We start from the raw sequence: 22,512 nt of genomic DNA, 5'->3' as shown, positions 1-22,512 counted from the left end.
AAAAGCCGCCCAAAGGGTTTGCCCTGGCCGAAAAATAGAAGTTAGAATTGTTTCATTTAACAGTCTCGGCGGCCATCCGAACATCTGTTGCTTTGACTGTCTTTCTGCCTGCATGACCTGCGAGTTTAATCGCCTCTTTTGCGATTCTCGACGCGTACTGCTCCATTAACTTTGCAAGTTCTTCATTGGCATCGGAACTAACTCGCTCCGCGCCGGATTTCTTCACGATTCTCCCAACTGGTGCCAGAGGTATATCAGTCATGATCTTATTCCCCCCTTTTCATTGAGCTCTGTTCATTGTACTCTCAAACAGAGCTCGTTTTACAGAAGCACCATAGGTATTCTCATATAAATACTTATCCGTCAGCAGAGGGGTTGAAGTGACAAATTCAGAACGGGGAGGGTATCAAAGTGAGGGAAAGACCCGAATAATATCGGTCTGAGTAACGATCCCAACGGGCTTACCATCCTCGACTACAATCAATCTCCCAATCTCTCGTTCTTTGAATCGTCTAACGAGTTCGTAGAGTCGGATTGATGACGGCACCATCACCACATCGGGGGTCATAATCTGTGCAACGGGCGCATCCATACTCAACCCTTCGTCCAGAGCGCGAGCGATATCGCTCAGCGTCACGATGCCCGCAAGATCGCCATTATCCCCAATCACCGGGGCACCGTGGATACGGTGGAGATTAAAGAGGTGAACTGCGTCACGAAGGGTGGCGGAGACCGGCAGGGTCAGAAGCGGTGTGCTCATGTAGTGCTTGATCGCCTGTTTCGGAAGGGATATCATCTCCGCGACGCTGATAAGAAGCGCCTGCAGGTTTTCATCCATTCCATAGACCTCACCCCGGACAAGGAGTTTATTCACCGGTGTGGGCCCGATAGAGACCATATCCCCGACACGGAAGAGTTTCACGCTCCCGATGATCCGGACCATCGCGTGGCAGAGGTCCGGATGGCAGAGAGTGGTGAAATCGAGCTCAGCGACCCGGACACCCTTCACCTTCTCACCGTCGCGAAAGATCGGCACCTCGGACTGGTGCTCGAGGTCTCCCAGATTCAGTTCCTTGTATGCACGTGCAGTCGGGCTGTAACCGCCTTTGGGGCCGGGCACGCCGTCGACAAGCCCCAATGCTTTTAATGCCTGCATCTGGTTGCGAACAGTACCGGGGTTGCGCTTCAGTACATCCGCGATCTCCTCACCTTTTATAGAGTGGGAGGACTGATGATATAGAGTAATTAAAGTAATCAAGATGTCCTTCTGAATCGGAGAGAGATCCATAGTTATCAGTCATAATATGTTGTTTAAATACATTAGGTTGTGCTTGCAGTGGAATTCGAAACTATCCCGACCGTTCCGACAGCGGACGAAGTGCTCGACCGCAGTCTTCGCAGGGCAGCTGCCAAGAAGAAACTGAAGACAAATGTCGATAGAGCAAACGAGGAGTTTGTGAGAGCGGTCGCGAGCGCCATCCACGATAAGTTGAAGAGCGTGGTCAGTTCGTTTCCGAGTTTCGAGCGCCTCCCTCCCTTCTACCGCGAGGTGGCCGATATCCTCATCTCCCTCGACCGGATTAAAAAGTCCCTCGGCGCCGTCTCCTGGGCGGCCGACCAGGCCAGGACCGTCGGCTCCGGTTATGCCCGCAGTATGCGGTCAGGAGGGGAGACTGACCGGAAACGGCGGCAGGCCGTTGCCCGCATCGCCTCCATCGTCCATCAGGTGGAAGATGACCTCATATTCTTAAACGAAGCCCGAAACATCCTGCGCAAACTCCCGCACGTGAGCGAAGATGAGTTCACCATCGTGGTGGCAGGGTTTCCGAACGTCGGGAAATCCTCGTTCATCAGGCTTGTCTCCACGGCGGAGCCAGAGATTGCGGCATATCCCTTCACCACCAAGGGGATCATCGTTGGCCACCGCGATATCGGGAGACACGAACGAATCCAGTTCATCGATACGCCCGGAGTCCTCGAGCGCCCGGCGGAGGAGAGGAACCCCATCGAGCGGCAAGCGGTGAGCGCCATCATCAACACGGCCGATCTCGTCCTCTTCATCATTGATACAAGCGAACACTGCGGATACTCGATAGAGAACCAGGTCCGACTCTTGGACGAGATCCGCCGGCTTGTCGAGGTTCCGATTCTCACGGTCGTAAACAAGGCGGATATCCGCGCAATCGAAGGATACCCGACGATGTCCACCCTCACCGGCGAGGGGGTGGACGAGGTCCTCGACCTCTTGCTCACATACCGAAAGGAATCCAAGAAAGCGAGCCCGCGAGGACCGCTCCAATCAGAAAACCAGCAATAGCACCGCCGTTTAGCGGCGGCAGCCCCGCCTGGGGTTTGCCCTTGTTGACGAAGAAGAGCAGCACGGCAAGGCCGGCGAGCGAGCCCGCCATCGCGCCGATCGTCGGGGCGGAGAGGATCCAGAGGACCGGGGGGGCGCCTGCAAACGTATGCGAGGACGCGACGAGGATGGAGGGCATGATGAGGTCGCCCATCCCCATGAGATACGCGCCGCGCTCTTCCCCTTCCGTCATAGTGAGGCCCTCCCGCCGGAACGAGTAGTCCGCTCTCTTCGGGACCACGACCATGATGGGCGCTTTTGTCTTGAGGACGCCTTCGGCAAGCGTAATCATATGCTTTGTCCGATAGACCGATACGGCATCGTAGACCGCGAGCAACACGAGCAGCACGAGCACCGGTAGAATTGCGAGAGATATCCCGAATATGGAAGCTACGCCCGCGGATATCAGGACGCCAAGAATATCGATGACGTACCATTCAGGGTAGAAGTAGAGGAGCGCCGTCGCGGCTCCTGCGCCGACGAGCGCGACAATAGCCGCAGCATCAGTGGTCCCGAGCACGAGGAGGGAGAGTGACGAAAAGATGTAGAGGAAGGTCATAAAGAGCGCAAAACCGACGATGACGGCAATGAAGCGCTGCCCTCCAAACCGCATCAGGAGGAGCAGAAAGAGTGTGAATACAAGCAGTATCCCTATGAAAAACAGGGGATTTGCGACCGACTCTGGGTCTTCGAACGCCACAAGCCCTGCCGCCTGCATGGGCATGACGAGTACGATAGCAAGGATCTGGACGGCAAGGAGCATGATGGGCATCCCGAGAATTGGCAGCCAGTCGCGTATCTTCATAACAGGACTCCATTCACTTTAGGTAGGTTAATTAATGCATCCTCATCACTTTAAAATATGGAGATTCGCGAACTCATCATCGACATTGTTCTCACTATCGTGATGGTGATCTCGACCGTTGTGCTGGTCATGCGGTTCTGGCAGGATCTGACGATAGCGATTGCCGCAACGTTCATGATGCTCTCCCTTGGAGGGTTGCTCATCTCGCTCGGTATGAAGATTGTGAGCCTTGAAGAGAGTATCACACAGCGGGAGCGCACCATACGGGTGAATATGGAAGAGATGGGGAAGACGATGACGGCCAAATACGAGAATACCGTGAGCCACATCGAAGAGATCGTCGACGGGCTCTCCCGGCGGATGTACCGGTAATACGGATCGCCACCTTAATGGCCTCTTCCCTTCTCATGAGTAAGGTATCATGGGCGTTGCTATCCGCGATATCCTGGCAGACTGTAAAGAGACGCTGACGTGGGATGAACTCTCCGGCACTGCGGCAGTGGATGCGCACAACGCGCTTTATCAGTTCCTCTCGATCATCCGGCAGCCCGACGGGACTCCGTTAATGAATGATGCAGGAGAGATCACATCGCATCTCTCCGGTATCCTCTTTCGAACGGTCAACTTCCTGGAGATGGGCATCAAACCCGTCTTTGTCTTTGATGGAAAACCGCCGGAATTCAAACAGGAGACGATTGAAGAGCGGCGCCTCGCCCGCACAAAGGCCGACGAGGCCTGGAAGGCAGCGCTCCGGGAGGGAGACATGGAGGAGGCTTACCGGCAGGCAAGCGCATCATCCCGGATCGACAGCCATGTCATCACGTCGTCCCATGAACTCCTCGACCTGCTCGGGATCCCCTGGGTGCAGGCGCCAAGCGAGGGCGAGGCGCAGGCAGCATACATGGTTCAGGAAGGGAAGGTCACCTACTCCGTCTCCCAGGACTACGACTCGCTCCTCTTCGGCTCTCCGGTCCTGGTGAGGAACCTCACGGTCAGCGGCCGGCGAAAGATCAGAGGGCGGACGATCACGGTGAATCCCGAACGAATCGTCTTATCAGCCCTCCAAAAATGCCTGGGCGTGACAAGGGAGCAGTTGATCGAGATCGGGATCCTGGTAGGAACGGACTTTAACCCGGGCATCCGGGGCATCGGGGGCAAGACGGCCCTGAAGATCGTGCGAAGCGGCGCGTTTGACTCGGTGATAGCCGAAAAGCAGCCCGAGTTCGATCCCGATCCAATTCGGGAGTTCTTCCTTAGCCCTCCGGTCACCGACGATTACACCCTCGAGTGGAGGGCTCCGGACGTGGAGGGGGTCGTTGAGATGCTCTGCGGGCGCTACGACTTCTCCGAAGACCGCGTCAGAAGCGCTCTCGCCAAGGTCTCGGTGAAGGCGGCGCAGAAGACCCTGGATGCCTGGTTTTGATACTTGAGGAATGGCATTAAGCGACGGGGCCGAAGATCAAAGAAAAATCGATGGCCCGGAATGACTTTTTTTTCTAAGAGGAGCCCTGAGCCCGGACTACGACACAAAACATATATCCTTAAACGACCCAAGTCACCGATCGACGAGTATCTATCGGGATTCGAAGGCGAGAGGGAGGGTGCACGGGCCGATACCGTATTTCCGAAATTTCAATCCCGCTCCAGTATCCCAAGCAACTGTCAGCATTCTCCCTCCTGGGAATTGTCTGCCGGACTCCGGGGGTCCAGCAGGGACCCCCGTATGTATCGCACATTCAGACTGACTGTCCGAAGACCGGACAGTGGAAGTTACCAGGTGATCGTATATGAGAGAACTCTACGAAAAGATGATAAATGAGGCCATGGCCGCCCAGCGGGCGGACGTGGAGACGGTAAGGGCGAAACGCGGTCAGAAGTTCGTCATCGAGGACACGAAACCCTACGTCGACGTGGCGAAGAAGATGACGGCGATCGGGGACCAGAGCCAAGCAGTCATCGACCTCCACAAGAACTCGGTAGTCTCGCACTACGAGATCCTCAAGAGCCTCACAAAGACAGTCCGTCCCGAAGACGACCCCTTCGTCGAGCACTACCAGACACCCGTGGTGCTTGAGATCTTAAAGGATCAGGACGAAGCGTTCGCAAAGAGCGTTGATACATTCATCCAGGCAATCGCCGATGCAGAGGCCCTGATCGGTCTGGAATCGGTGCGCCACTACGGCGGGTTCTACGGTCCTACCTGCGTCGTCGATTTCGCTCTGATGCCGGGGAGCACGAGCAACGTGGTGAACCGCATACTCCAGAAGACCGATATCCCGGTCGAGCACAAGCGCGCCATTCTCGCCGCCAAATCTTGGGGTATGAACACCTCCTACGGGCTCGGCGACGCCTTCTCTAAAGCCCTCGAAGCTGGGGATACCCCCGCTGAGGCGACGAAGAAAGAGATCGCGATCATGCAGAAACTCTACCGCGAACCGGTAGAAGCCCAGGCGGAGCTGATGGATGAAGCCGGGATGACGTCGTTTGACCCGAGGAAATACATGGCCGAGTACCGTCGGCGGATGGAGACGACCGTCAAGGCAGCCATCGATGATGGTGTCCACTACGGCAACATCCTGACCGTTCCCGCCTACAGTGTCGGCGATGTCGCACACCACATCGCCCAGTCGACCTTCAACATGTGTAAGGACGACGTCGTGATGGCGACGATCGAGGCGGTCACCGATGTGATGGAGTCGACGCTGCGAAACTCACTCGATGCCTACAAGAGTTACTGGGACGTCCTCAATCTTGCAACCGGTGCTTCGGCCGCAGCGGCTGAGTACCTCCTCGAACTCGATGGGTTCAACGCCCCCATGGTCGTCGACCTGCTCACGAAGAGGTTCCACAACTATGTCCAGGTCTACCCCGACCGGGGCGCGGCGGTGGAACTCCACAACTGCGACTTCATGGACATGATCTACCGCGGGTGGAAGATCCTCGATAAGGCAGAACGGGGCGCGAACGGGTCCGGCGAGGAACTGATCCCCCGGGTCGGCAAGTACCCCGTCGATCTTACACCCATCCGCAAGAACGAAGTGCTGATGAATCCGCAGTGGTACGTCTACCCGGCCTGCGCCATAACGGTCCGGTTCGCCGCCCTGATGAGCCTCGCCGACTACCCGTGCCTCCTGACGAGCGAGCCCGTGACTGCAACGATGATGACGAACATCATCGCTCTCGAGAAGGAGACGGCAGCCGCTCCGGTGCGGGCCTGCAAGAACTGCGCCTCGGCATGTCTGGTCGATCGGCGACACCCGTACTGCCAGTGGAGAGAGGCGGTCTAGAGGAAGAGAGGGCATGAAGTGCTACTACTGCGCCCTTGAGGGGAAGGATAGCGATGCAGTCGCGATCTGCATCGTCTGCGGGATGGGACTCTGCATGGATCATATCGTCCGAAAGGACATCGATGTCTGGGAGGGGGGCTACCCGCTCCCAAGCAAACGCGTAAAGACTCCCTTGCCGAGGATTCTCTGTCCCGAGTGCTACAACGCCCTGTATGGGAAGTAAAGGCACTTAAAACCCATTTTTTGGACTAGACCAAAAAGGAGTATCTCACGTACTGGTGAAACCATGACCATATCCCTTGGAAAACGCTGCCTCGCCGAAGCCGTCGGAATGTTCATACTCGTCTTCTTCGGTACCGGCGCCGCGGTCGTCACGCTGATGCTCGCTGCGGGGACGACCCCGGCGACCCCCTTCAACATAGGGATCGGTGCGCTCGGTGGGCTTGGAGACTGGCTCGCGATCGGGCTCGCCTTCGGTATCGCCATCGCCGGATCGATCTACGCATTCGGGAGGATATCGGGGTGCCACATCAACCCGGCGGTGACGATAGCCCTCTTTGCGACCCGCCGGCTCCCCGGCCGCGACGTCGTCCCGTACATCGTCGCGCAACTGATCGGCGCCGCGGCAGCAAGCCTGCTCCTTGCCTGGGTCGTCGGCCCGGATGCCGTCACGATCGGCGGGCTTGGGGCGACGACGCCGTTCCCCGGCATCGGTTACCTGCAGGCGATCGTCATCGAGGCTATCGGAACATTCCTCCTGATGCTCGTCATCATGGGCGCCGCAGTCGACGAACGGGCCACGCCGGGCTTTGCCGGGCTTGTGGTGGGTCTCGCGGTCGCGGGGATCATCACGACGGTCGGGAACCTGACCGGTGCATCGTTAAACCCCGCCCGTACGTTCGGCCCCTTCCTTGGGGACTGGCTGCTTGCCGGCCAGAGCCTCTGGGAGTTCTTCCCGATCTACATCATCGGCCCCATCGTCGGTGCTGTGCTCGCCGCATTCCTCTACGACTACCTCTGCGAGGAGTAACCAAACTCCAATTATTTTTGAACAGTCCGCCTCACTGGACGCTATGAATTTTCAACAGTCAGAAGAAGAGCGGCGAACCGGAGCGTTCCGGTTCACTGCACATCCCTCCATGGGTGCCCATGATTGAACGGGCACCCACGGAGCCCTTAAGCGTGGAGCAAATTCCCGTGCTCCCACCCGGATCAACGTCCGGCGATCCGCATATACCCGGCACAGAGACCGCGGATGCAGCATCTATGGCCGGGATGTTCACATTACCCTCGGAACCCCATTCCCGCGGGGGACATTTATAGGTTTCGGGCGGGCACCATGCCGCACCCGCCCGATGCCCGCTGCAACCCAACCCCTAAGATTCGTGCACCAGGGAGTCACTCAAACCGTTTCGGGTCGGTCTCGATATCTATTACAACGGGCTTGTCCATCATGAGTGCTCGCCGAACTGCATCGGGGAGGTCCAGAGGCCTGGTCACCCGAATCCCGGCGCCGCCGCAGGACTCTGCATAGAGAGCATAGTCGGGGTTCGTGAGTTCGGTGCCGTACGGCGGATAATTCGCTTCTCGCTGCTCCTCCCGGATCATGGCAAGTTCATGGTTGTTTAAGATCACCACGACCAAGGGGAGGCCGTACTTGACCGCCGTGACAAAGTCAGCCATAACCATGGAAAATCCCCCGTCCCCGGTGATGCAGACGACGGTCGCATCAGGATAGGCAAGCTTCGCGGCGATCGCCCCGGGAAGCCCGAAACCCATCGTCCCGAGGTAGCCCGACATCGCGAACCGTTGCCGCTTCATCCGGAAGTTTCGCCCGAACCACCAGAGGTTCTCCCCAACATCAATAGAGATGAGCGCATCCTCAGGAAGGGTCTCGGAGAGAACCTTCATGATGTAGGGCGGGCGAATAGGTACGGCTTTCGGATCGGCTTCCCGGTCGAGCTGCTCGGACCATGCTTGTTTCTGCTCCGCGAGCCGTTTCCTGACCGACGGGTCATCCCGCGCCCGAACCTGCTCCCGGATCCGGGGTATGGCAACGGCACAGTCCCCCCAGACCGCGGCCGTGAACGGATGCTTGCCGAGCTGGAGCGGGTCGATATCGATATGGACGACCCGTTTCTCCCACGGGATCCCGGTGAAGTCCGAGAAACTCGCACCGCAGGCGATCACAAGATCCGACTCTTCGACGAATGCACGGGCATGCGGCGTCCCGAGCGGCCCGTGCACCCCCGCAACCCATTCATTCTCTTCGGGGAGGACCCCCTTCGCCCGGAAGGTGGTGACGATCGGAGCCTGGATCGTCTTTGCGAGATCAAGGAGAGCTCCGGCTGCATTCATGCTCCCGAATCCCGCAAGAATGACCGGCCGTTGGGCGGCGTCGATCACCTCCACCGCTGCCCTGACGGCCTCGTCGGTCGGGGCAACCCGGACCTCGGGAAGGCAGGTCTCGCGTTCGCAGTAGGACGGCTCGAGGGGTTCACGCTGCACATCGTTCGGGATGGAGAGCTGGGCGACACCGCGCCCAACGATGGCGTAACGGATGGCCCTCGTCAGGAGCTTGACCGCGGTCTTTGGATCGGCAACGGTGTTGTTGAAGACTGAAATAGGCCGGAAAAACGCGTCCTGATCGATCTCCTGGATGCCGCCCGGGCCGGCATACTGCGTCTTCGCCTGACCGGAGAGCGCGAGGACACTCGCCCGGTCTTCTTTTGCATCGTATAGCCCGGTGGCAAGATTCGTCGCTCCGGGCCCGGCGATCGTCAGACAGACCGCGATCTTTCCTGTGAACTTGTTGTAGGCAGACGCTGCGAGGGCAGCGGTCTGCTCGTGTCGGACAACGATATACCGGGCGTCAGGGTTTCGCCTGACCGCATCCACGAGCGGGAGCGACGACGCTCCGGGGATACCGAAGTAAAGGGTGATCCCCCATGCGGCAAGTTCAGAGACCAGGACATCGGCCACGGTCGTGGCGGCCCCTTCAGAGGTAGTCTTCTTCATCTGCCTTCGCCTCCCCCTCATCATTAACCCTTACAAATGCTTCCTTCCCTACACTGCACCCGGGACATCGCCAGTCGTCAGGGAGGTCCTCAAACAGGGTTCCTGGCGGGATCCCGGTGGCGGGGTCTCCCGCCTCCTCGTTATACTCGTAATCACAAACACTGCAGATCCAACGCCCCATACTGCTCACGTCCGAAGGTGGCTTGCCGGGCCGTATCCTTCTCTGGATATAAAACTACCTGGTGAGAGACACGGGCCGGGGCAGTGAGGATGTCTACGACAGCACCAGACCCCAAGGAAAAAGACCGCAGATCGTGAAGGAGGCGGGGTAATCGCTAGCCCCTATAGAATTGTGCATCGAGTAGGGCCTGGTCAGATCGGGTATTCCACCCGGAGTGCCGCACATCCAGAAGGTATATCCACCTGCAAGCCTACGGGCAAGAGACGACTATGGAGATCCGGGAGATCCACCCCTTCGACCTGACGCCGAACGAGGCAGCCCGCCTCCAGGAGGAACTTCGGACCCGGGTCCGCACCTCCGGCGAGATCGGAGAGGTCTCCCTTGTGGCCGGTGCAGATGCCTCCTACACGAAGAGCTCAGACGAGATTCATGCGGTCGTCGTCGCCCTCCGCTGCCCGGACCTTACCGTCGTCGAGCGGGTCTCCGCCTCCATAAGGACGTTGTTCCCCTACATCCCCGGTCTTCTGACCTTCCGGGAAGGTCCTGCCCTCATCGAGGCGTTCCGTAGAATGCGGTCCGAGCCGGACGTCATCTTCTTTGACGGGCAGGGGATCGCCCATCCCCGGGGACTTGGCATCGCAAGCCACATGGGCGTCCTGCTCGACCGCCCCACCATAGGGGTCGCAAAGAGTCTCCTTGTCGGCACAGCGGCTGAGCCGGAGGCCGGCAGGGGATCGACGAGTCCGATCCTCCGGGACGGCGAGACGATCGGGATGGCTGTGCGAACGAAAGAGAGTATCAAGCCGGTCTATGTCTCGGTCGGCCACCGGGTTGAACTCTCACGGGCCGTCGACCTCGTCCTTGAGACCGCACGGGGATACCGCCTCCCCGAACCGACCCGACAGGCCCATCTCTATGCAAACACCGTCCGAAAAGAGGGAGGAGGGGTAAGCAGACAAACCACCCTCTCACATGGAAGATAAAACGAAACCGTTATCAGCGTCCGGACATGAGAGACGTTTGCTGACCGGCGGACCCCGTCCGCCGGGACGGTTGAGAGCTATGGAGCATGACCATGACGGATACTTGCAGATGCCTTAAGGCGGAGGAGGCGATTGGAGATGGCAGCACGTGAGATTGTGCCGGGTGTCTTTGCCGTAGGAGCCATTGACTGGGACCGACGGATCTTCGATGAACTGATCCCGCTCCCCGACGGCACCACCTACAACAGTTACCTGGTGCAGGGCAGCGAAAAGACGGCGCTAATCGATACCGTCGACCCGGCGAAGACCGCAGAACTTGTGGCAAACCTGGAGGCGCTCGGAGTCGAGAAGATCGACTACGTCATAGCCAACCACGCGGAGCAGGACCATTCGGGCTCGATACCGGCAATGCTTGAGAGGTTCGACGGTGCAAAGGTGGTGACGAATCAGAAATGCCGGGATTTCCTGATCGACCTCCTCCACGTCCCGGAAGATCAGTTCGTCGTCATCAACGACGGTGAGACGCTCGATCTGGGGGGTAAGACGCTCGAATTCATCATCGCTCCCTGGGTCCACTGGCCGGAGACGATGCTGACCTATCTGCCGGAAGACCGGATCCTCTTCCCCTGCGACCTCTTTGGTTCACATTACGCGACGAGTTCCCTCTACGTCCCCGACGAGGGTGCGGTCTACGAGTCCGCAAAACGTTACTACGCCGAGATCATGATGCCGTTTCGGTCGAGCATCAAGGGGCACCTTGAGAAGCTTGCCTCACGCGAGATCGATCTGATCGCGCCGAGCCACGGCCCGGTCTATAATAGACCGGCGTTCATCCTCGACGCCTATCGGGACTGGACGAGCGACGCCGTGACGAATACGGTGGTGCTGCCGTACGTCTCCATGCACGGAAGTACACTCGCGATGGTCGAGCACTTCGTCGACGCCCTGATGAAACGCGGCGTCGAGGTCCAGCCGTTCAACCTCACAAAGACCGACATCGGTGAACTCGCAAAAGCGCTGGTGGATGCCGCAACAGTCGTGATCGGGGCGCCTACGCTCATCTTTGGTCCCCATCCTCAAGCAGTCTACGCGATGTACCTTGCAAATCTCCTCCGCCCGAAGACCCGTTACGCGACGGTGATTGGTTCATACGGCTGGGGCGGAAAGACGGTCGACACCACCGTGAAGATGCTCGACCGGCTCAAGGTCGAGTTCCTTGATCCGGTCTACATCAAGGGGCATCCGAAGGAGGAAGACTTCGCGGCTCTCGACCGGCTCGCCGACGAGATCGCAAAGAAGCACAAGGAGGCGGGGATCCTCCCCTCGTAACCTCCACCCTTTTTCACGGTTGCCGGTTCGAACATGGATCGGTCAACCCGCACCGAAATCTTAACACGCCAGGATACCTACCCACACCCTTGAGTTGATCTATGCCCCCTTCCGACTTCAAGAGAGTTATTGCCGAGTCGCCCTACGTCTTCATCATCGGCGTTGCGGGAGACAGCGGGACCGGAAAGACCACCTTCACGAGAGCGATCCGGGAGATCTTTGGAAAGGACCTGATCTCGACGATCACGATCGACGACTACCACAGATACGACCGCGAGGAGCGCAGAAAACTCGGGATCACCCCGCTTGCACCCGAAGCGAACCGATTCGACCTCCTGGAAGAGCACCTTGCTGCCCTCAAAGAGGGGAAGACGATCCAGAAACCGGTCTACAACCACAACACCGGGAGGTTCGATCCTCCGGTGCCCTTCAGCCCCACGAAGATCCTGATCCTCGAAGGGCTGCACCCATTCATCACTCCAAGATTGCGGGGCCTGATCGACTTCAAACTCTACGTGGACCCGGATCCCGACGTAAAACGGGCCTGGAAGATCAAGCGTGATGTGGAACGGAGGGGATACACCCCTGACGCCGTCGTCCAGGAGATGGCCGAGCGCAAGCGCGACTACGAAGCGTACGTCGCACCGCAATGCCAGTTTGCCGACGCGGTCATCAAGATTGCTTTCTCGAAGTATGGGAGAGAGATAAGCGAGGAGCGCAACGTCTACCACGTCACCCTCTGCCAGAGCAAACTCGAGCGGAGCATCAGAGACGTCGACCTCTCCATCGATCTCTTCCCCCTCCTATCCCTCTCGGAGCGGAACTTCATGGTCGAGTTTACGATCGAAGAGATCGGGGGAAGAGCCATGGGGGCGCTCACGTTCGACGGAGAGTTGAACTACGCTGTGGTGAGGAGACTGGAGAAGAACATCGAGATTCAGACACAGGTGCAACCCATCGATCTGGTCCAGAGCGGTGGATACCTGACGGCCGGGGATGTGGCGCAACTCATCCTCGCCTGGCGGATCATCAACCGGCGCATCTTCATCGAGAGTTCCCCGGAATCAACCGGCAGAAAGGTAACGGCGGCCGCAAGTGGCGGGTGCGGGTGCGGCGACCGGAGGTAACGAGTTTCCGGGGACTAAAATCCGAATGCTGTACTGGGGAAGGTAGATATCAGTTTCCGGAGAATGTGTACTGATGGATAGGATCGAGCAGTTCTCGACCATCGCACCCGATATTGGCAATATCTTTCGGTATATCAGCATCGTCACGGCACTCCCGCTTCTCGTAGCGGCGATCTACCGGGAGTGGGCGATGGTCCTGCCCATGGCCTCCGTCCCGGTCGTTCTATTTCTTCTCGGGACGCTCCTGGCCAAAGTCCCCCGGGAAGATCGTGAGGCACCCCTATCCGCCGCCCTTATGGCCGTCGCCCTGATCTGGCTCGCCATAGCGCTCGTGAGCGCCCTTCCTTTCACCCTCGGGCTCGGTGTCTCCTACCTCGACGCAGTCTTTGAGGCGATGTCCGGGTGGACGGATACGGGCCTGACGATGATGCGCTCGGTCGAGGAACTGCCCCGAACCATCCTCTTCTGGCGATCGCTGATGCAGTGGCTAGGGGGGCTCGGGATCGTCGCCTTCACCGTCGCAATGGCCTCCCGGACGGGATTGACCCAGTTCCGCCTCTATCGGTCTGAAGGGCGCTCGGAGGCGCTGATGCCGAGCGTTGTCGCGACGGGACTTGAGATGTGGAAGATCTATCTGGCACTGACCGCCGCTGCAATCGGCCTCATCCTCCTGTCAGGGATACCGGTCTGGGACGCCGTGAATATCGCCCTTGTCGCAATCGCCACCGGTGGGTTCTCTGTCCACTCGGAAGGAATTTCTTTTTACAATAACCCGCTCCTTGAGGTTCTGATCGTCCCGGTTATGATCGCCGGTGCTCTGCCGTTCAAACTCTATTACCTCTTTTACCGTCAGAAGTCTGTGCACATCTTCGACGACCAGCAGGCCAGACTCCTCTTTATACTCATTGCGCTCGGGATCATCGTGATTGCGTGGGACCTCGTCACACTCAGCGCGACGGATATTCCCACCGCCATCCGGCAGGCGCTCTTCATGTCGACGGCGGCGGTCACCAGTACCGGATTTCAGGTCGCCTCTCCAAACGAGTGGGCGAGCGTGACGGTCCTCTTCCTTGCGATGTTGATCATAATAGGCGGCGCGTCGGGGAGCACCGCCGGAGGCATCAAACTCTCCCGGGTAGTCCTCGGGTTTCAGAGCCTGGTCTGGTGGTTCCGGCGGATGTTCGTCTCAGGAAAGGTGCTCGTGCCGTTCAAGTACAACGGCAGGGTGATCCCGAAGAATATCGCCGACCTCGAGGTCTCGCGGAACATGCTGATTATTATGCTCTACTTCCTGACCATCTTCGTCGCCACGATACTGCTGATGCACCTGCAGCCGACAGCCTTCGACTCAAGCAACGTGATCTTCGAGGTATCCACCGCGATGTGCAACAACGGCATATCCACAGGGTTTGTCTCGCCCGAGATGAACGGTCCGGCAAAGATCGTCTTTATCCTGCTCATGTGGATCGGTCGCCTGGAGGTCATACCGGTGATCATGCTGGTAATGGGTCTCTTCAAGCGGTATGAGTGAGCGGCCCGTTCCGGGGCTAAGACAGGTCATCCCAATCGGAAACGGATCGGGCTTACAAAAAATAATATGCCGGTTACTCCGGCTGATAGTTGATATATTGGTCGTCCACCGTTGCGCAGTCCCCACCGCTCTCGACCAGCAAGTCCATGTAGGCATAAATCTCCGGGGCATCCTCCTCAAGGAGGTCTGGAGAGGTGTGATAGAGCATGAAGGCCTCTGCGAAGACAGCAGCCTCCTTATCCTCGCCGGCCGGGGTGTTGACCTGGTCCAGGTAGGATCCAGGGGCAACGCCAAGAGTCGGGAAGACTGTGCTCTCATCAAACCCCATGGTGTGGTAGACGCGGTACCCGACCTGCTGGACGAAGACCTCATCGGCCCGTGACGGGTCCTTATCTGAGCGAATATAGATGGCGTTCTCCTCAGGGATATACAGGCCGCCTGGGTTCGTCGACGCATCCTGTTGCCGGAAGGCCGGGTTTGCGCTGTCGATGTAGACTGTCACATCCTCGATGAACTCATCCCTGATCTTGGTGCTCTGCTGGAGCACCAGAGCCTCTGCAATCGCCGCTTCAGTGCTGTCCCCATCCCTGTTTTCCAGACGGAAACCACTAACCGGGCTCACCGAAAAGGCCGAACAAACGACGATGATCAGGATAATCGCCGCAACCAACCGTGATCTGAATCGTGGGTCCATGGTTCGTCTCCCTCTGCCTAACAAAGAGTTTCATATCGACTATAATATACTTTTCTAAATCTAAAATTTCAATTATAATTGCCAGATAATTATACAGTGGCCAAACACTAAGAATTGTGGCTAAAGGAATTCTCAAAAAGACGGACTGAATTACAGCAAAGTATATATATTAAATTGCGCTGGATCCCATCCGACACATAATTACCCATGCAAGCGCATAGTAAGAATAATGAAACAGATCGCCCTCTACGGGAAGGGTGGAATCGGAAAATCCACTACTGCAGCAAACCTATCGGCAGCACTCGCAGAGGATGGGCTCGATATCCTGCAGATCGGCTGCGATCCGAAACATGACAGCACCCGCATGCTGATGCACGGGACCTGGATCCCGACGGTCCTCGACCTTATCCGGGAGCGCGGGGAGGCGGAGATCACCGTCGGCGACGTGGTCTACCGGGGGTTTTCAGGCGTGCGCTGTGTGGAGGCCGGCGGCCCGGAGCCGGGGATCGGGTGCGCCGGGCGGGGAATCATTGCAACGTTCCAGCTCCTTGAGCGCCTGGAAGCCCTCAAAGGCGATGTCATCGTCTACGATGTCCTCGGAGATGTCGTCTGCGGCGGGTTTGCAATGCCGATGCGGGATGGATACGCGCAGGAGATCTATCTTGTCACCTCCGGCGAACTGATGTCCATCTACGCAGCAAACAACATTGCAAAAGCCATCGCCCGCCTCTCACGCAGAGTGCGAAGCAGGTGCACCCTCGGTGGGGTGATCTGCAACGCAAAGAATATCGAGGGCGAGCGGGACCTGGTCGAGGAGTTCGCCCGCCGGATCAACTCACGGCTCATCGCCTATATCCCCCGCGATCGGGTGGTGCAGATCGCGGAACTACAGAAGCAGACGGTCGTCGAGTACGCCCCCGACTCCAACCAGGCTGCGGTCTACCGGGGACTTGCACGCACCGTCTACGAGAACAAAACAACGAGCATCCCAAAGCCCCTTGAGACGGATGAACTCGAATCCTTCGCTCTCGAATTCGTCCAGGTTTGAAGGATGCACCCTGACCGGAGCGCTCTCGGTGCTCACAGAGGTACGGGACGCCGTCTGCATCATCCATGGACCGTCGGGCTGCACCCACCATAACTTTTCCCTCCTCCACGCTACCCACCTCTCAAACGACCGGCTTGAGGTCCCACGTCTCCTTACCACCCGCTTAACGGAGAACGACATCATCTTCGGGGGTGAAGAGGCGCTGGAGAGGGCGATTGCGCGGGCAATCTCGCTCTCACCTGCGCCCGCCTCTATATTCGTCCTCTCAACCTGCATCGTCGAGACGATCGGTGACGACGTCGCGGCTGTCTGTGCACGGGACTGGGGCATCCCGGTGATTGCCGTGCCGACCGCGGGGTTCCTTGGAGGGGTGTTTGAGACCGGCATCAGGAACGCCCTCTCCGCCGTCGCCTCTCTGGCCCGGCCAGCGACCGAAAAGACCCTCTCGGCGAACCTCATCGGCGAGAAGAACCTGGAGTACGACGTCGACGAGAATGCGGCCGAGATTGAGCGCCTTCTCTCCCGGCTCGGTATAGCAGTCAACCTACGGTTCGTGCGCGAGATCAGGACAGATGACGTCGGGTGCCTCAACTCTGCCGCCGTAAACATTCTTCGGGAACCCTCCCTCCGGCCGGTCGGCGAGGACTTCAAACGGAGGTTTAGTATCCCATACGTAGACTCGTTCCCGGTCGGCCTTGCCGGGACATGCCGGTTCATCGAGGAGATCGGCCGGATCTGCGGCATAGATGCTACGGCAGCCGTTGCGGAGGAGAAAGTATTCCAGGCGAAGATGCTTGAGGAGTTCGCCGATATCGCGGGAAGCCGGGTATACTTCCAGTCGCCCCATCCCATGCTGGACGCGGATCTGGACGCGAAGACCGTCTGCACCGAGTGTACAGACGCCCTCGATCTCGTCGTCGACCCGGACGGGACGGCGATCCCCCTCCCGTATCCTGCGCCGGTCGGAACTACTGGTCTTCGACGGATGCTTCACCGGTGGAGAGTTCTGATTCGGGGAATGAGGCAGGATAAGGCATACTCCAAACGCCCAAAGCGCGAAAGAGAGATGCCACCCGGGTAGCACTCCGCCACTCGCCTCCTTCGCCCATCAAACGATGCCTTTTATACATCTCCAGCGGAAGGGATGTTATCGGAGTGAGGCCCATGTTCGAACGTATCCTCTTTCCAACCGACTTCTCCGGACCCTCCATGAAGGCGCTGGATTACATCCCTGCACTGCAGGAGGCAGGAACCCGGGAGGTGATCCTTGTCCATGTCATCGACTCAAAGGAGATCACAACGATCGCCTCGGGTGGGCAGGGGTTTCTCGGAACCATACCCGACCAGGAGACCGAAACTCAACGACAACTGCGGGAGGAGGTCCAGCACCGGATCATCGATACCCGCCGGGCGCTTGAGAGGCAGGGTCTGAAGGTGACGGTCCGGACGCCCCTCGGCACGCCAGGAACGGAGATCGTGAACGCAGCGGAGGCGGAGGGAGTCTCGCTCATCGTCATCGGCTCCCACGGCCGGTCGAACCTCCGGGATCGCCTGCTCGGAACGGTCTCGGAGTACGTGATCAAGAACGCCCGCCAGCCGGTCCTGGTTATCAAGCGGGACGCGGCTGCGGGAAGGTAGGTCTTGTACCAGAAATCCTATTTTTCAAGCACTCTCTCGAGCAACTGCCGGATCGCCCGAAGTTCCGCCACAACCGTATCCCCGGCCGGCTGACCCTCCGGCTCGCCCCCGACCGCGACCGGACCGGTTCCCCGAACGAAACTCATGATCTTCTCCTGGAGGTCCTTTGGGTCCTCGATCCCGTTGAGAACGATCTCCGCCTGCGCCTGAGCCGAGTAGCCGGCGGTCTGCACCCGGACTGCCGAGAAGGAGAAGAACCGCATCAGGGGGCCCTGTGTGATATCGACGTTTGTGATCCGGTTGTAGGGGACGAACCCCGTCTGCCGAAACCAGACGCCGCGCTGCCAGGTGATCTCGCTCGTGGTGAGCCGGTAGGCTATGCTCTCATAGTAGAGGGGTATCCAGTAGGCGACGAACGCAACAACGGCGAGCACCGGGATAGCGACGGCGAGAGCAACGGGCAGTGGACTGAAGATGACAACGGGGATGAGCCACGGCAGGATGAAGACGACGACGGCCAGGGCCAGGGATGCGTAGAGGTATGACCGGAACTGCAGCGCCGGTCGGAATATCTCACCAATTCGAAGCGGTATAAGAGGCATGTTATCGCACCGATATCAATACAAACGGGTTAAACCTTTATGATCGTCGATGCTCCTCCGGAGGATGTATCGATCGGCCCCTTCACCGAAGTAGGCCGGACAGAACTCGGTCTCCTGGAATCCATGTTTTTCGTAAAGTGCTCGTGCAGCTCTGTTTCCCGGTGCAACCGAAAGATAGATCTCTTCTGCCCCGCGTTCCAAAAGACCGCTGATGACTGCGGTAACGAGGCTATCTCCAAAACCCTTTCGCCGGTGTTTCCCGGAGACCACCAGCCGGATGATCCACCCGGTAGCGGGGCGCTGTTGCACGAGAGCCCCGATGGTATAGCCGATGACCTCCCCGCCGCATTCCGCAACGAGGAAGGTATCGGCAAAGAGAACCCCCGCCTGGCGGATAAAGACCTCGGGCTTGCACCCTTGCGGACTATTCTCCCGCTCAAGATCACACACAGAGGTAAAATCCTCTTTGCAATATTGCCTGATGACCAGGTCCATACTGGAGTATTATTCATCGGGAGGGTTTATACAATCGTGACTGCTGGCAGCGCGAGGCGTACGGTCTCCAGCAATCATTCAACCCGACTATATCCTATGTTCAAAAAGAGATTCGGCCCGGGGATATCAAATCCCCGGGGTGTCCCATAGCCCGGACTCACTTCTTTATGCCCGCCTGGAGCATATCACGTGCCATCTTGTAGGTCTCGATCTTCTGCTTCATCGATTCGACCCAGTGCTCCTTCGTCTTGATCCGGTGTTCAATCATCCGGACCATCAACTGCCGCTTCTGATTCTCGTCGAGGAGTTCAAACATCTGCTCAAGGAGCAGCCCGTGGGGGCCGCCTCCACCACCGTGTGTCATCCCATAACCTCCCTGTTGCGATCTGCCCAGTGGGCAGAACGGCACCCCGGTGCTCATCGGTTGATAAAAAAGTTTATGGTGGGCGCAACTACCCCGGACTCTTTCGGGGTTGTGGGAAACCTCCCGTGCTCCGCCTGTCTTTTCGAGAGATGTTGTATGGAGGGTGACAAATTCACCCGAAGCCTCACGAAACCGAAGATATCAGCGCCGATCTTTGGCGTGAACCACATTCTCGCTCTTTGAGCGCCGGTTCCGGTTTGCACAGGCGTTGAGCACCTCATCCATGAACCAGAGCGCCCCCTCGACCCCGGCAATCATCCGGGACGAGAGGAGGACCATACCCCGGAGGGGCGGCGTCAGCCCGACGAAGGCGGCACCGGGAGCGAGCGTCCGCTCGTAGGAGGATCCGATGACCAGGTCCGGTTCGGCATCCAGGATCATCTCCCGGATGGTCGAGAAGTCGGTTGTGGAGGTGATACCGTTGCTATCTTCACCGGGGTTGTTTCGAGCGGCAATGCAGACGATATCGGCCCCGAGGTAGCGATCGAGGAAATCTTTCGCGAACGCAGCGTACGCGCTCTGGGCGGCGATCACCACCCGGGGAGGGTCGAACCTTCGAAGATACTTTCCGCAGGCCTTCTGTATCCGGGCATCGGCCCAAGCGATCTCCTCTTTGATTGGTCGGGAGTCAACACCGTCGACCAGGGATTCAAGCCGCTCGAAGGTCTCGCCGACGGCATCAAGCCCGAGAAGCGAGCCGCACCAGGTCCCGACGCCGCTTGCCAGATCCGGATTCGTCCCGACGGTGAAGGGCGCTGCTCGGTGCGCCGCATCGTAGCGGTCGAGGCAGAAGGTGGCGGCGACCGGGGCGCCGGCGAGATTGAGGAGGCGTCGCGCCTCGAGCGCATTTCCCCGGCAGAAGGGGTCTGTACGGCAGATGCCGTCGATATTGACGCCGGGAGTATCCGGGTCCACTACCGGTGCGATCGTATCGAGCGCCCGGCGGTAGCCGGCCTCAAGGTCGCCGAGGAACCCGGGGCTGTCGATGAAGAGGACCCGCCCATCACGGGCAAGGGCGCTGAGATCCTCGCCCATGATCGCGGGCACGCAGGTATTAACCACGGCTACCTGCGAGTACCGGCCGTTAAGGTCCCGGATGACCTCCATGAGGCGGGACTCCGTCCCGAAGATGACCTCGCTCTCGACCAGAAACGTCCCGTGGATGGGGACGCCGACGAGCGACGCGGGGTAGAAGTAGCACCCACTTGAACCATGAACGACGACGGCGAGGCCATCGAATCCCGAAAGGCATGCGACCGCCCCGGTCATCGCACAGGGCCAGAGCGGGTTTTCGCACGGCATATGCTGCTCTATTTGCATCGGTCTACAAGATCATGGCGGTGTGGGGATATAAAGGACGGTCTTTTTCGAAAAAAAGAGGGGAGGGATGGACCTACACCGTCTTTACAAGCTCCGCGATCTTTCTCCCGACCTCGCTCGTCTTCATCGCCCCGCCCATATCCCGGGTCACGTATCCGTCACGGATACTCCTCTCGATCGCTCTAAGGACGGCCGCCGCCGCATCATGCTCACCGAGGTGGTCGAGGAGCATCGAGCCCGCCCATATCGTGGCGAGCGGGTTTGCAACGTCCTGACCGCGGTACTTCGGCGCCGAACCGTGAATCGGCTCAAACATCGAGGTGCCGTCGGGGTTGATGTTTCCGCCGGGGGCGAGCCCGAGCCCGCCCTGGATCATGGCTCCGAGATCGGTGATGATGTCCCCGAACATATTCGGGGTGACGACGACGTCGAACCACTCCGGGTTCTTGACGAACCACATCGTGACGGCGTCGACAAAGTTGAACTCCGTCTGGATATCCGGGTAGCCGGCGGCGACTCCGGTAAAGACATCCCGCCAGAGGCCGTAGACGTCGGAGAGGACGTTTGCCTTGTCGACCGACGTAACCTTCTTGCGCCGACGATTGGCGAGATCGAAGGCGTAGCGGATCACCCTCTCCGCACCCGGCCGGGTGATGACGCCGATCTGGTAGGCGAGCTCGTCGGCATCGGTCTCGACGTCCAGCCCGAACTTGATGTTATACATATCCCGGACGACCTCGAGGGTCTTTTGCTCGTGCGTGCCGGAGAAGCGGGAGCCGATCCCGACGTAGAAGTCCTCGGTGTTCTCCCGGACCACGACGAAGTCGATATCCTCAGGCTTTTTATTCGCAAGCGGCGTCGTGACGCCATCAAGGAGTTTGATCGGCCGGAGGTTGATGAACTGGTCGAAGTGGAACCGGATGGCAAGCAGGATACCTTTCTCAAGGATCCCGGGCCTTACCCGGTCGTCACCGATCGCCCCGAAGTAGATGGCCGGGAACTTCGAGAGCTCCTGGATATCCTCTTCGGTCAGGAGTTCTCCCGTCGCGAGGTAGCGCTCCGCCCCGATATCGAACTCGGTCCAGTTAATATCGAATCCATACCGCTCTCCCGCGGCATCAAGAACCTCTCTTCCCGCCGCCACGATCTCGGGGCCGATCCCGTCCCCACCGATCAATGCTACTTTGTGCTGCATGTCTCCACCTTCTCCAGGTTTTTCGCATATGCAACGAGCCCACCGGCATCGACGATCTCCTTGAGGAAGTCGGGCACCGGCTCGATCGAAAGCCTCTTTCCGCCCACCTCGATGTAACCCGCGGCGATATCCACGGTTACGGTGTCACCGTCCCGGATCCCATCGGCCTCCGGACAGACCAGGGGCAGGAGCCCGGTGTTCACGGCGTTCCGGTAGAAGATCCGCGCAAAGGACTTCGCGACCACGATCCGGATCCCGGCGCCGAGGAGGGCGAGCGGTGCATGTTCGCGGGAGGAGCCGCACCCGAAGTTGGTTCCGGCGACGATAATGTCGCCCTCCTTTGCGGTCTTTGCAAACTCGTCTCTTGTTCCTTCGAACGCGTGCTTCGCAAGTTCAGCCGGGTCGTAGATGGTGAGGAACCGCCCGGGGATGATCGCATCCGTATCGATATCGTCGCCGAACTTCCAGACTCGCATGAT

At 58.8% G+C, this 22,512-nt stretch carries 25 protein-coding genes; 13 read left to right on the top strand and 12 right to left on the bottom strand.

Going from position 1 to position 22,512, the window contains the following annotated elements:
• Positions 1 to 52: 52 nt before the first annotated feature.
• Positions 53 to 262, bottom strand: a complete 210-nt coding sequence (locus MCUTH_RS05465) for a histone family protein (RefSeq protein ID WP_011844756.1) — start codon at positions 260 to 262, stop codon at positions 53 to 55.
• A 144-nt stretch (positions 263 to 406) separates the two neighbouring features.
• Complete coding sequence (locus MCUTH_RS05460; RefSeq protein ID WP_066956639.1) at positions 407 to 1,288, bottom strand: CBS domain-containing protein; 882 nt, start codon at positions 1,286 to 1,288, stop codon at positions 407 to 409.
• Between the two features lie 48 nt (positions 1,289 to 1,336).
• Between MCUTH_RS05460 and MCUTH_RS05455 the strand changes: the two genes are divergently transcribed.
• Positions 1,337 to 2,317 carry an NOG1 family protein gene (locus tag MCUTH_RS05455; protein ID WP_066956997.1) on the top strand — a complete coding sequence of 327 codons (981 nt, stop codon included), beginning with the start codon at positions 1,337 to 1,339 and terminating at the stop codon, positions 2,315 to 2,317.
• Here MCUTH_RS05455 and MCUTH_RS05450 read toward each other — a convergent pair.
• On the bottom strand, positions 2,250 to 3,161 hold the full coding sequence (locus MCUTH_RS05450) for a presenilin family intramembrane aspartyl protease PSH (protein WP_066956634.1): 912 nt from the start codon (positions 3,159 to 3,161) through the stop codon (positions 2,250 to 2,252). The genes MCUTH_RS05455 and MCUTH_RS05450 overlap by 68 nt on opposite strands.
• A gap of 57 nt (positions 3,162 to 3,218) precedes the next feature.
• On the opposite strand from MCUTH_RS05450, the gene MCUTH_RS05445 reads away from it, so the two are divergent.
• From MCUTH_RS05445 to MCUTH_RS05425, 5 genes are all read left to right on the top strand, one after another.
• Positions 3,219 to 3,533 carry a hypothetical protein gene (locus MCUTH_RS05445; protein ID WP_066956630.1) on the top strand — a complete coding sequence of 105 codons (315 nt, stop codon included), beginning with the start codon at positions 3,219 to 3,221 and terminating at the stop codon, positions 3,531 to 3,533.
• Between the two features lie 49 nt (positions 3,534 to 3,582).
• Positions 3,583 to 4,584, top strand: a complete 1,002-nt coding sequence (gene fen / locus MCUTH_RS05440) for a flap endonuclease-1 (RefSeq protein ID WP_066956627.1) — start codon at positions 3,583 to 3,585, stop codon at positions 4,582 to 4,584.
• A gap of 364 nt (positions 4,585 to 4,948) precedes the next feature.
• A complete protein-coding gene (locus MCUTH_RS05435; RefSeq protein WP_066956624.1) occupies positions 4,949 to 6,448 on the top strand; it encodes a DUF2193 domain-containing protein in 1,500 nt (499 codons plus the stop codon).
• A 13-nt stretch (positions 6,449 to 6,461) separates the two neighbouring features.
• Positions 6,462 to 6,671 (top strand): DUF2180 family protein, encoded by a 210-nt coding sequence (locus MCUTH_RS05430; protein ID WP_066956622.1) that lies wholly within the window; start codon positions 6,462 to 6,464, stop codon positions 6,669 to 6,671.
• 63 nt (positions 6,672 to 6,734) lie between these two features.
• A complete protein-coding gene (locus MCUTH_RS05425; protein ID WP_066956619.1) occupies positions 6,735 to 7,478 on the top strand; it encodes an MIP/aquaporin family protein in 744 nt (247 codons plus the stop codon).
• A 368-nt stretch (positions 7,479 to 7,846) separates the two neighbouring features.
• Here MCUTH_RS05425 and MCUTH_RS05420 read toward each other — a convergent pair whose 3' ends face one another.
• Together MCUTH_RS05420 and MCUTH_RS11340 are read right to left on the bottom strand one after the other, a co-directional pair.
• Positions 7,847 to 9,466, bottom strand: coding sequence for a thiamine pyrophosphate-binding protein (locus MCUTH_RS05420; protein WP_066956616.1), 1,620 nt, complete (start codon positions 9,464 to 9,466; stop codon positions 7,847 to 7,849).
• Complete coding sequence (locus MCUTH_RS11340) at positions 9,447 to 9,647, bottom strand: rubredoxin (RefSeq protein ID WP_083524793.1); 201 nt, start codon at positions 9,645 to 9,647, stop codon at positions 9,447 to 9,449. Before MCUTH_RS11340 ends, MCUTH_RS05420 begins: the two co-directional genes overlap by 20 nt.
• A 269-nt stretch (positions 9,648 to 9,916) precedes the next feature.
• On the opposite strand from MCUTH_RS11340, the gene nfi reads away from it, so the two are divergent.
• The 4 genes from nfi (at position 9,917) to MCUTH_RS05400 (ending at position 14,617) form a co-directional block, all read left to right on the top strand.
• Complete coding sequence (gene nfi, locus MCUTH_RS05415; RefSeq protein WP_066956612.1) at positions 9,917 to 10,630, top strand: deoxyribonuclease V; 714 nt, start codon at positions 9,917 to 9,919, stop codon at positions 10,628 to 10,630.
• 138 nt (positions 10,631 to 10,768) lie between these two features.
• Complete coding sequence (locus MCUTH_RS05410) at positions 10,769 to 11,959, top strand: FprA family A-type flavoprotein (RefSeq protein ID WP_066956609.1); 1,191 nt, start codon at positions 10,769 to 10,771, stop codon at positions 11,957 to 11,959.
• A gap of 101 nt (positions 11,960 to 12,060) precedes the next feature.
• A complete protein-coding gene (locus MCUTH_RS05405; RefSeq protein WP_066956607.1) occupies positions 12,061 to 13,086 on the top strand; it encodes a phosphoribulokinase in 1,026 nt (341 codons plus the stop codon).
• 73 nt (positions 13,087 to 13,159) lie between these two features.
• On the top strand, positions 13,160 to 14,617 hold the full coding sequence (locus MCUTH_RS05400) for a TrkH family potassium uptake protein (protein WP_066956604.1): 1,458 nt from the start codon (positions 13,160 to 13,162) through the stop codon (positions 14,615 to 14,617).
• Between the two features lie 73 nt (positions 14,618 to 14,690).
• On the opposite strand, the gene MCUTH_RS05395 is transcribed toward MCUTH_RS05400, so the two are convergent.
• Entirely contained in the window at positions 14,691 to 15,311 is a 621-nt protein-coding gene (locus MCUTH_RS05395) for a hypothetical protein (RefSeq protein ID WP_066956601.1), read from the bottom strand.
• A 229-nt stretch (positions 15,312 to 15,540) separates the two neighbouring features.
• On the opposite strand from MCUTH_RS05395, the gene cfbC reads away from it, so the two are divergent.
• From cfbC to MCUTH_RS05380, 3 genes are all read left to right on the top strand, one after another.
• Complete coding sequence (cfbC, locus tag MCUTH_RS05390) at positions 15,541 to 16,359, top strand: Ni-sirohydrochlorin a,c-diamide reductive cyclase ATP-dependent reductase subunit (protein ID WP_066956598.1); 819 nt, start codon at positions 15,541 to 15,543, stop codon at positions 16,357 to 16,359.
• Complete coding sequence (locus MCUTH_RS05385) at positions 16,319 to 17,440, top strand: nitrogenase component 1 (RefSeq protein WP_066956594.1); 1,122 nt, start codon at positions 16,319 to 16,321, stop codon at positions 17,438 to 17,440. Before cfbC ends, MCUTH_RS05385 begins: the two co-directional genes overlap by 41 nt.
• Before the next feature lie 83 nt (positions 17,441 to 17,523).
• Positions 17,524 to 17,997 carry a universal stress protein gene (locus tag MCUTH_RS05380; protein ID WP_066956591.1) on the top strand — a complete coding sequence of 158 codons (474 nt, stop codon included), beginning with the start codon at positions 17,524 to 17,526 and terminating at the stop codon, positions 17,995 to 17,997.
• A 17-nt stretch (positions 17,998 to 18,014) separates the two neighbouring features.
• On the opposite strand, the gene MCUTH_RS05375 is transcribed toward MCUTH_RS05380, so the two are convergent.
• The 6 genes from MCUTH_RS05375 to MCUTH_RS05350 all read right to left on the bottom strand — a co-directional run bounded on the left by MCUTH_RS05375 (position 18,015) and on the right by MCUTH_RS05350 (position 22,509).
• Positions 18,015 to 18,599, bottom strand: coding sequence for a PH domain-containing protein (locus MCUTH_RS05375; protein WP_066956588.1), 585 nt, complete (start codon positions 18,597 to 18,599; stop codon positions 18,015 to 18,017).
• Between the two features lie 15 nt (positions 18,600 to 18,614).
• Positions 18,615 to 19,049, bottom strand: coding sequence for a GNAT family N-acetyltransferase (locus MCUTH_RS05370; protein WP_224732731.1), 435 nt, complete (start codon positions 19,047 to 19,049; stop codon positions 18,615 to 18,617).
• 202 nt (positions 19,050 to 19,251) lie between these two features.
• A complete protein-coding gene (locus MCUTH_RS05365; RefSeq protein WP_066956582.1) occupies positions 19,252 to 19,458 on the bottom strand; it encodes a hypothetical protein in 207 nt (68 codons plus the stop codon).
• Positions 19,459 to 19,659: 201 nt separating this feature from the next.
• Positions 19,660 to 20,820 carry a nitrogenase component 1 gene (locus MCUTH_RS05360; protein WP_224732730.1) on the bottom strand — a complete coding sequence of 387 codons (1,161 nt, stop codon included), beginning with the start codon at positions 20,818 to 20,820 and terminating at the stop codon, positions 19,660 to 19,662.
• A gap of 91 nt (positions 20,821 to 20,911) precedes the next feature.
• Entirely contained in the window at positions 20,912 to 22,033 is a 1,122-nt protein-coding gene (locus MCUTH_RS05355) for an isocitrate/isopropylmalate dehydrogenase family protein (RefSeq protein ID WP_066956576.1), read from the bottom strand.
• Positions 22,018 to 22,509: a 3-isopropylmalate dehydratase small subunit gene (locus tag MCUTH_RS05350; RefSeq protein ID WP_066956573.1), complete on the bottom strand. Its 492-nt coding sequence runs from the start codon at positions 22,507 to 22,509 to the stop codon at positions 22,018 to 22,020. Before MCUTH_RS05350 ends, MCUTH_RS05355 begins: the two co-directional genes overlap by 16 nt.
• Between the last annotated feature and the right edge of the window lie 3 nt (positions 22,510 to 22,512).

It is taken from the genome of Methanoculleus thermophilus, from assembly GCF_001571405.1.
Classification (GTDB): Archaea; Halobacteriota; Methanomicrobia; order Methanomicrobiales; family Methanoculleaceae; genus Methanoculleus; species Methanoculleus thermophilus.
Note: the sequence above shows the minus strand (reverse complement) of the source record. Positions and strands in the feature narration are given on the sequence as shown.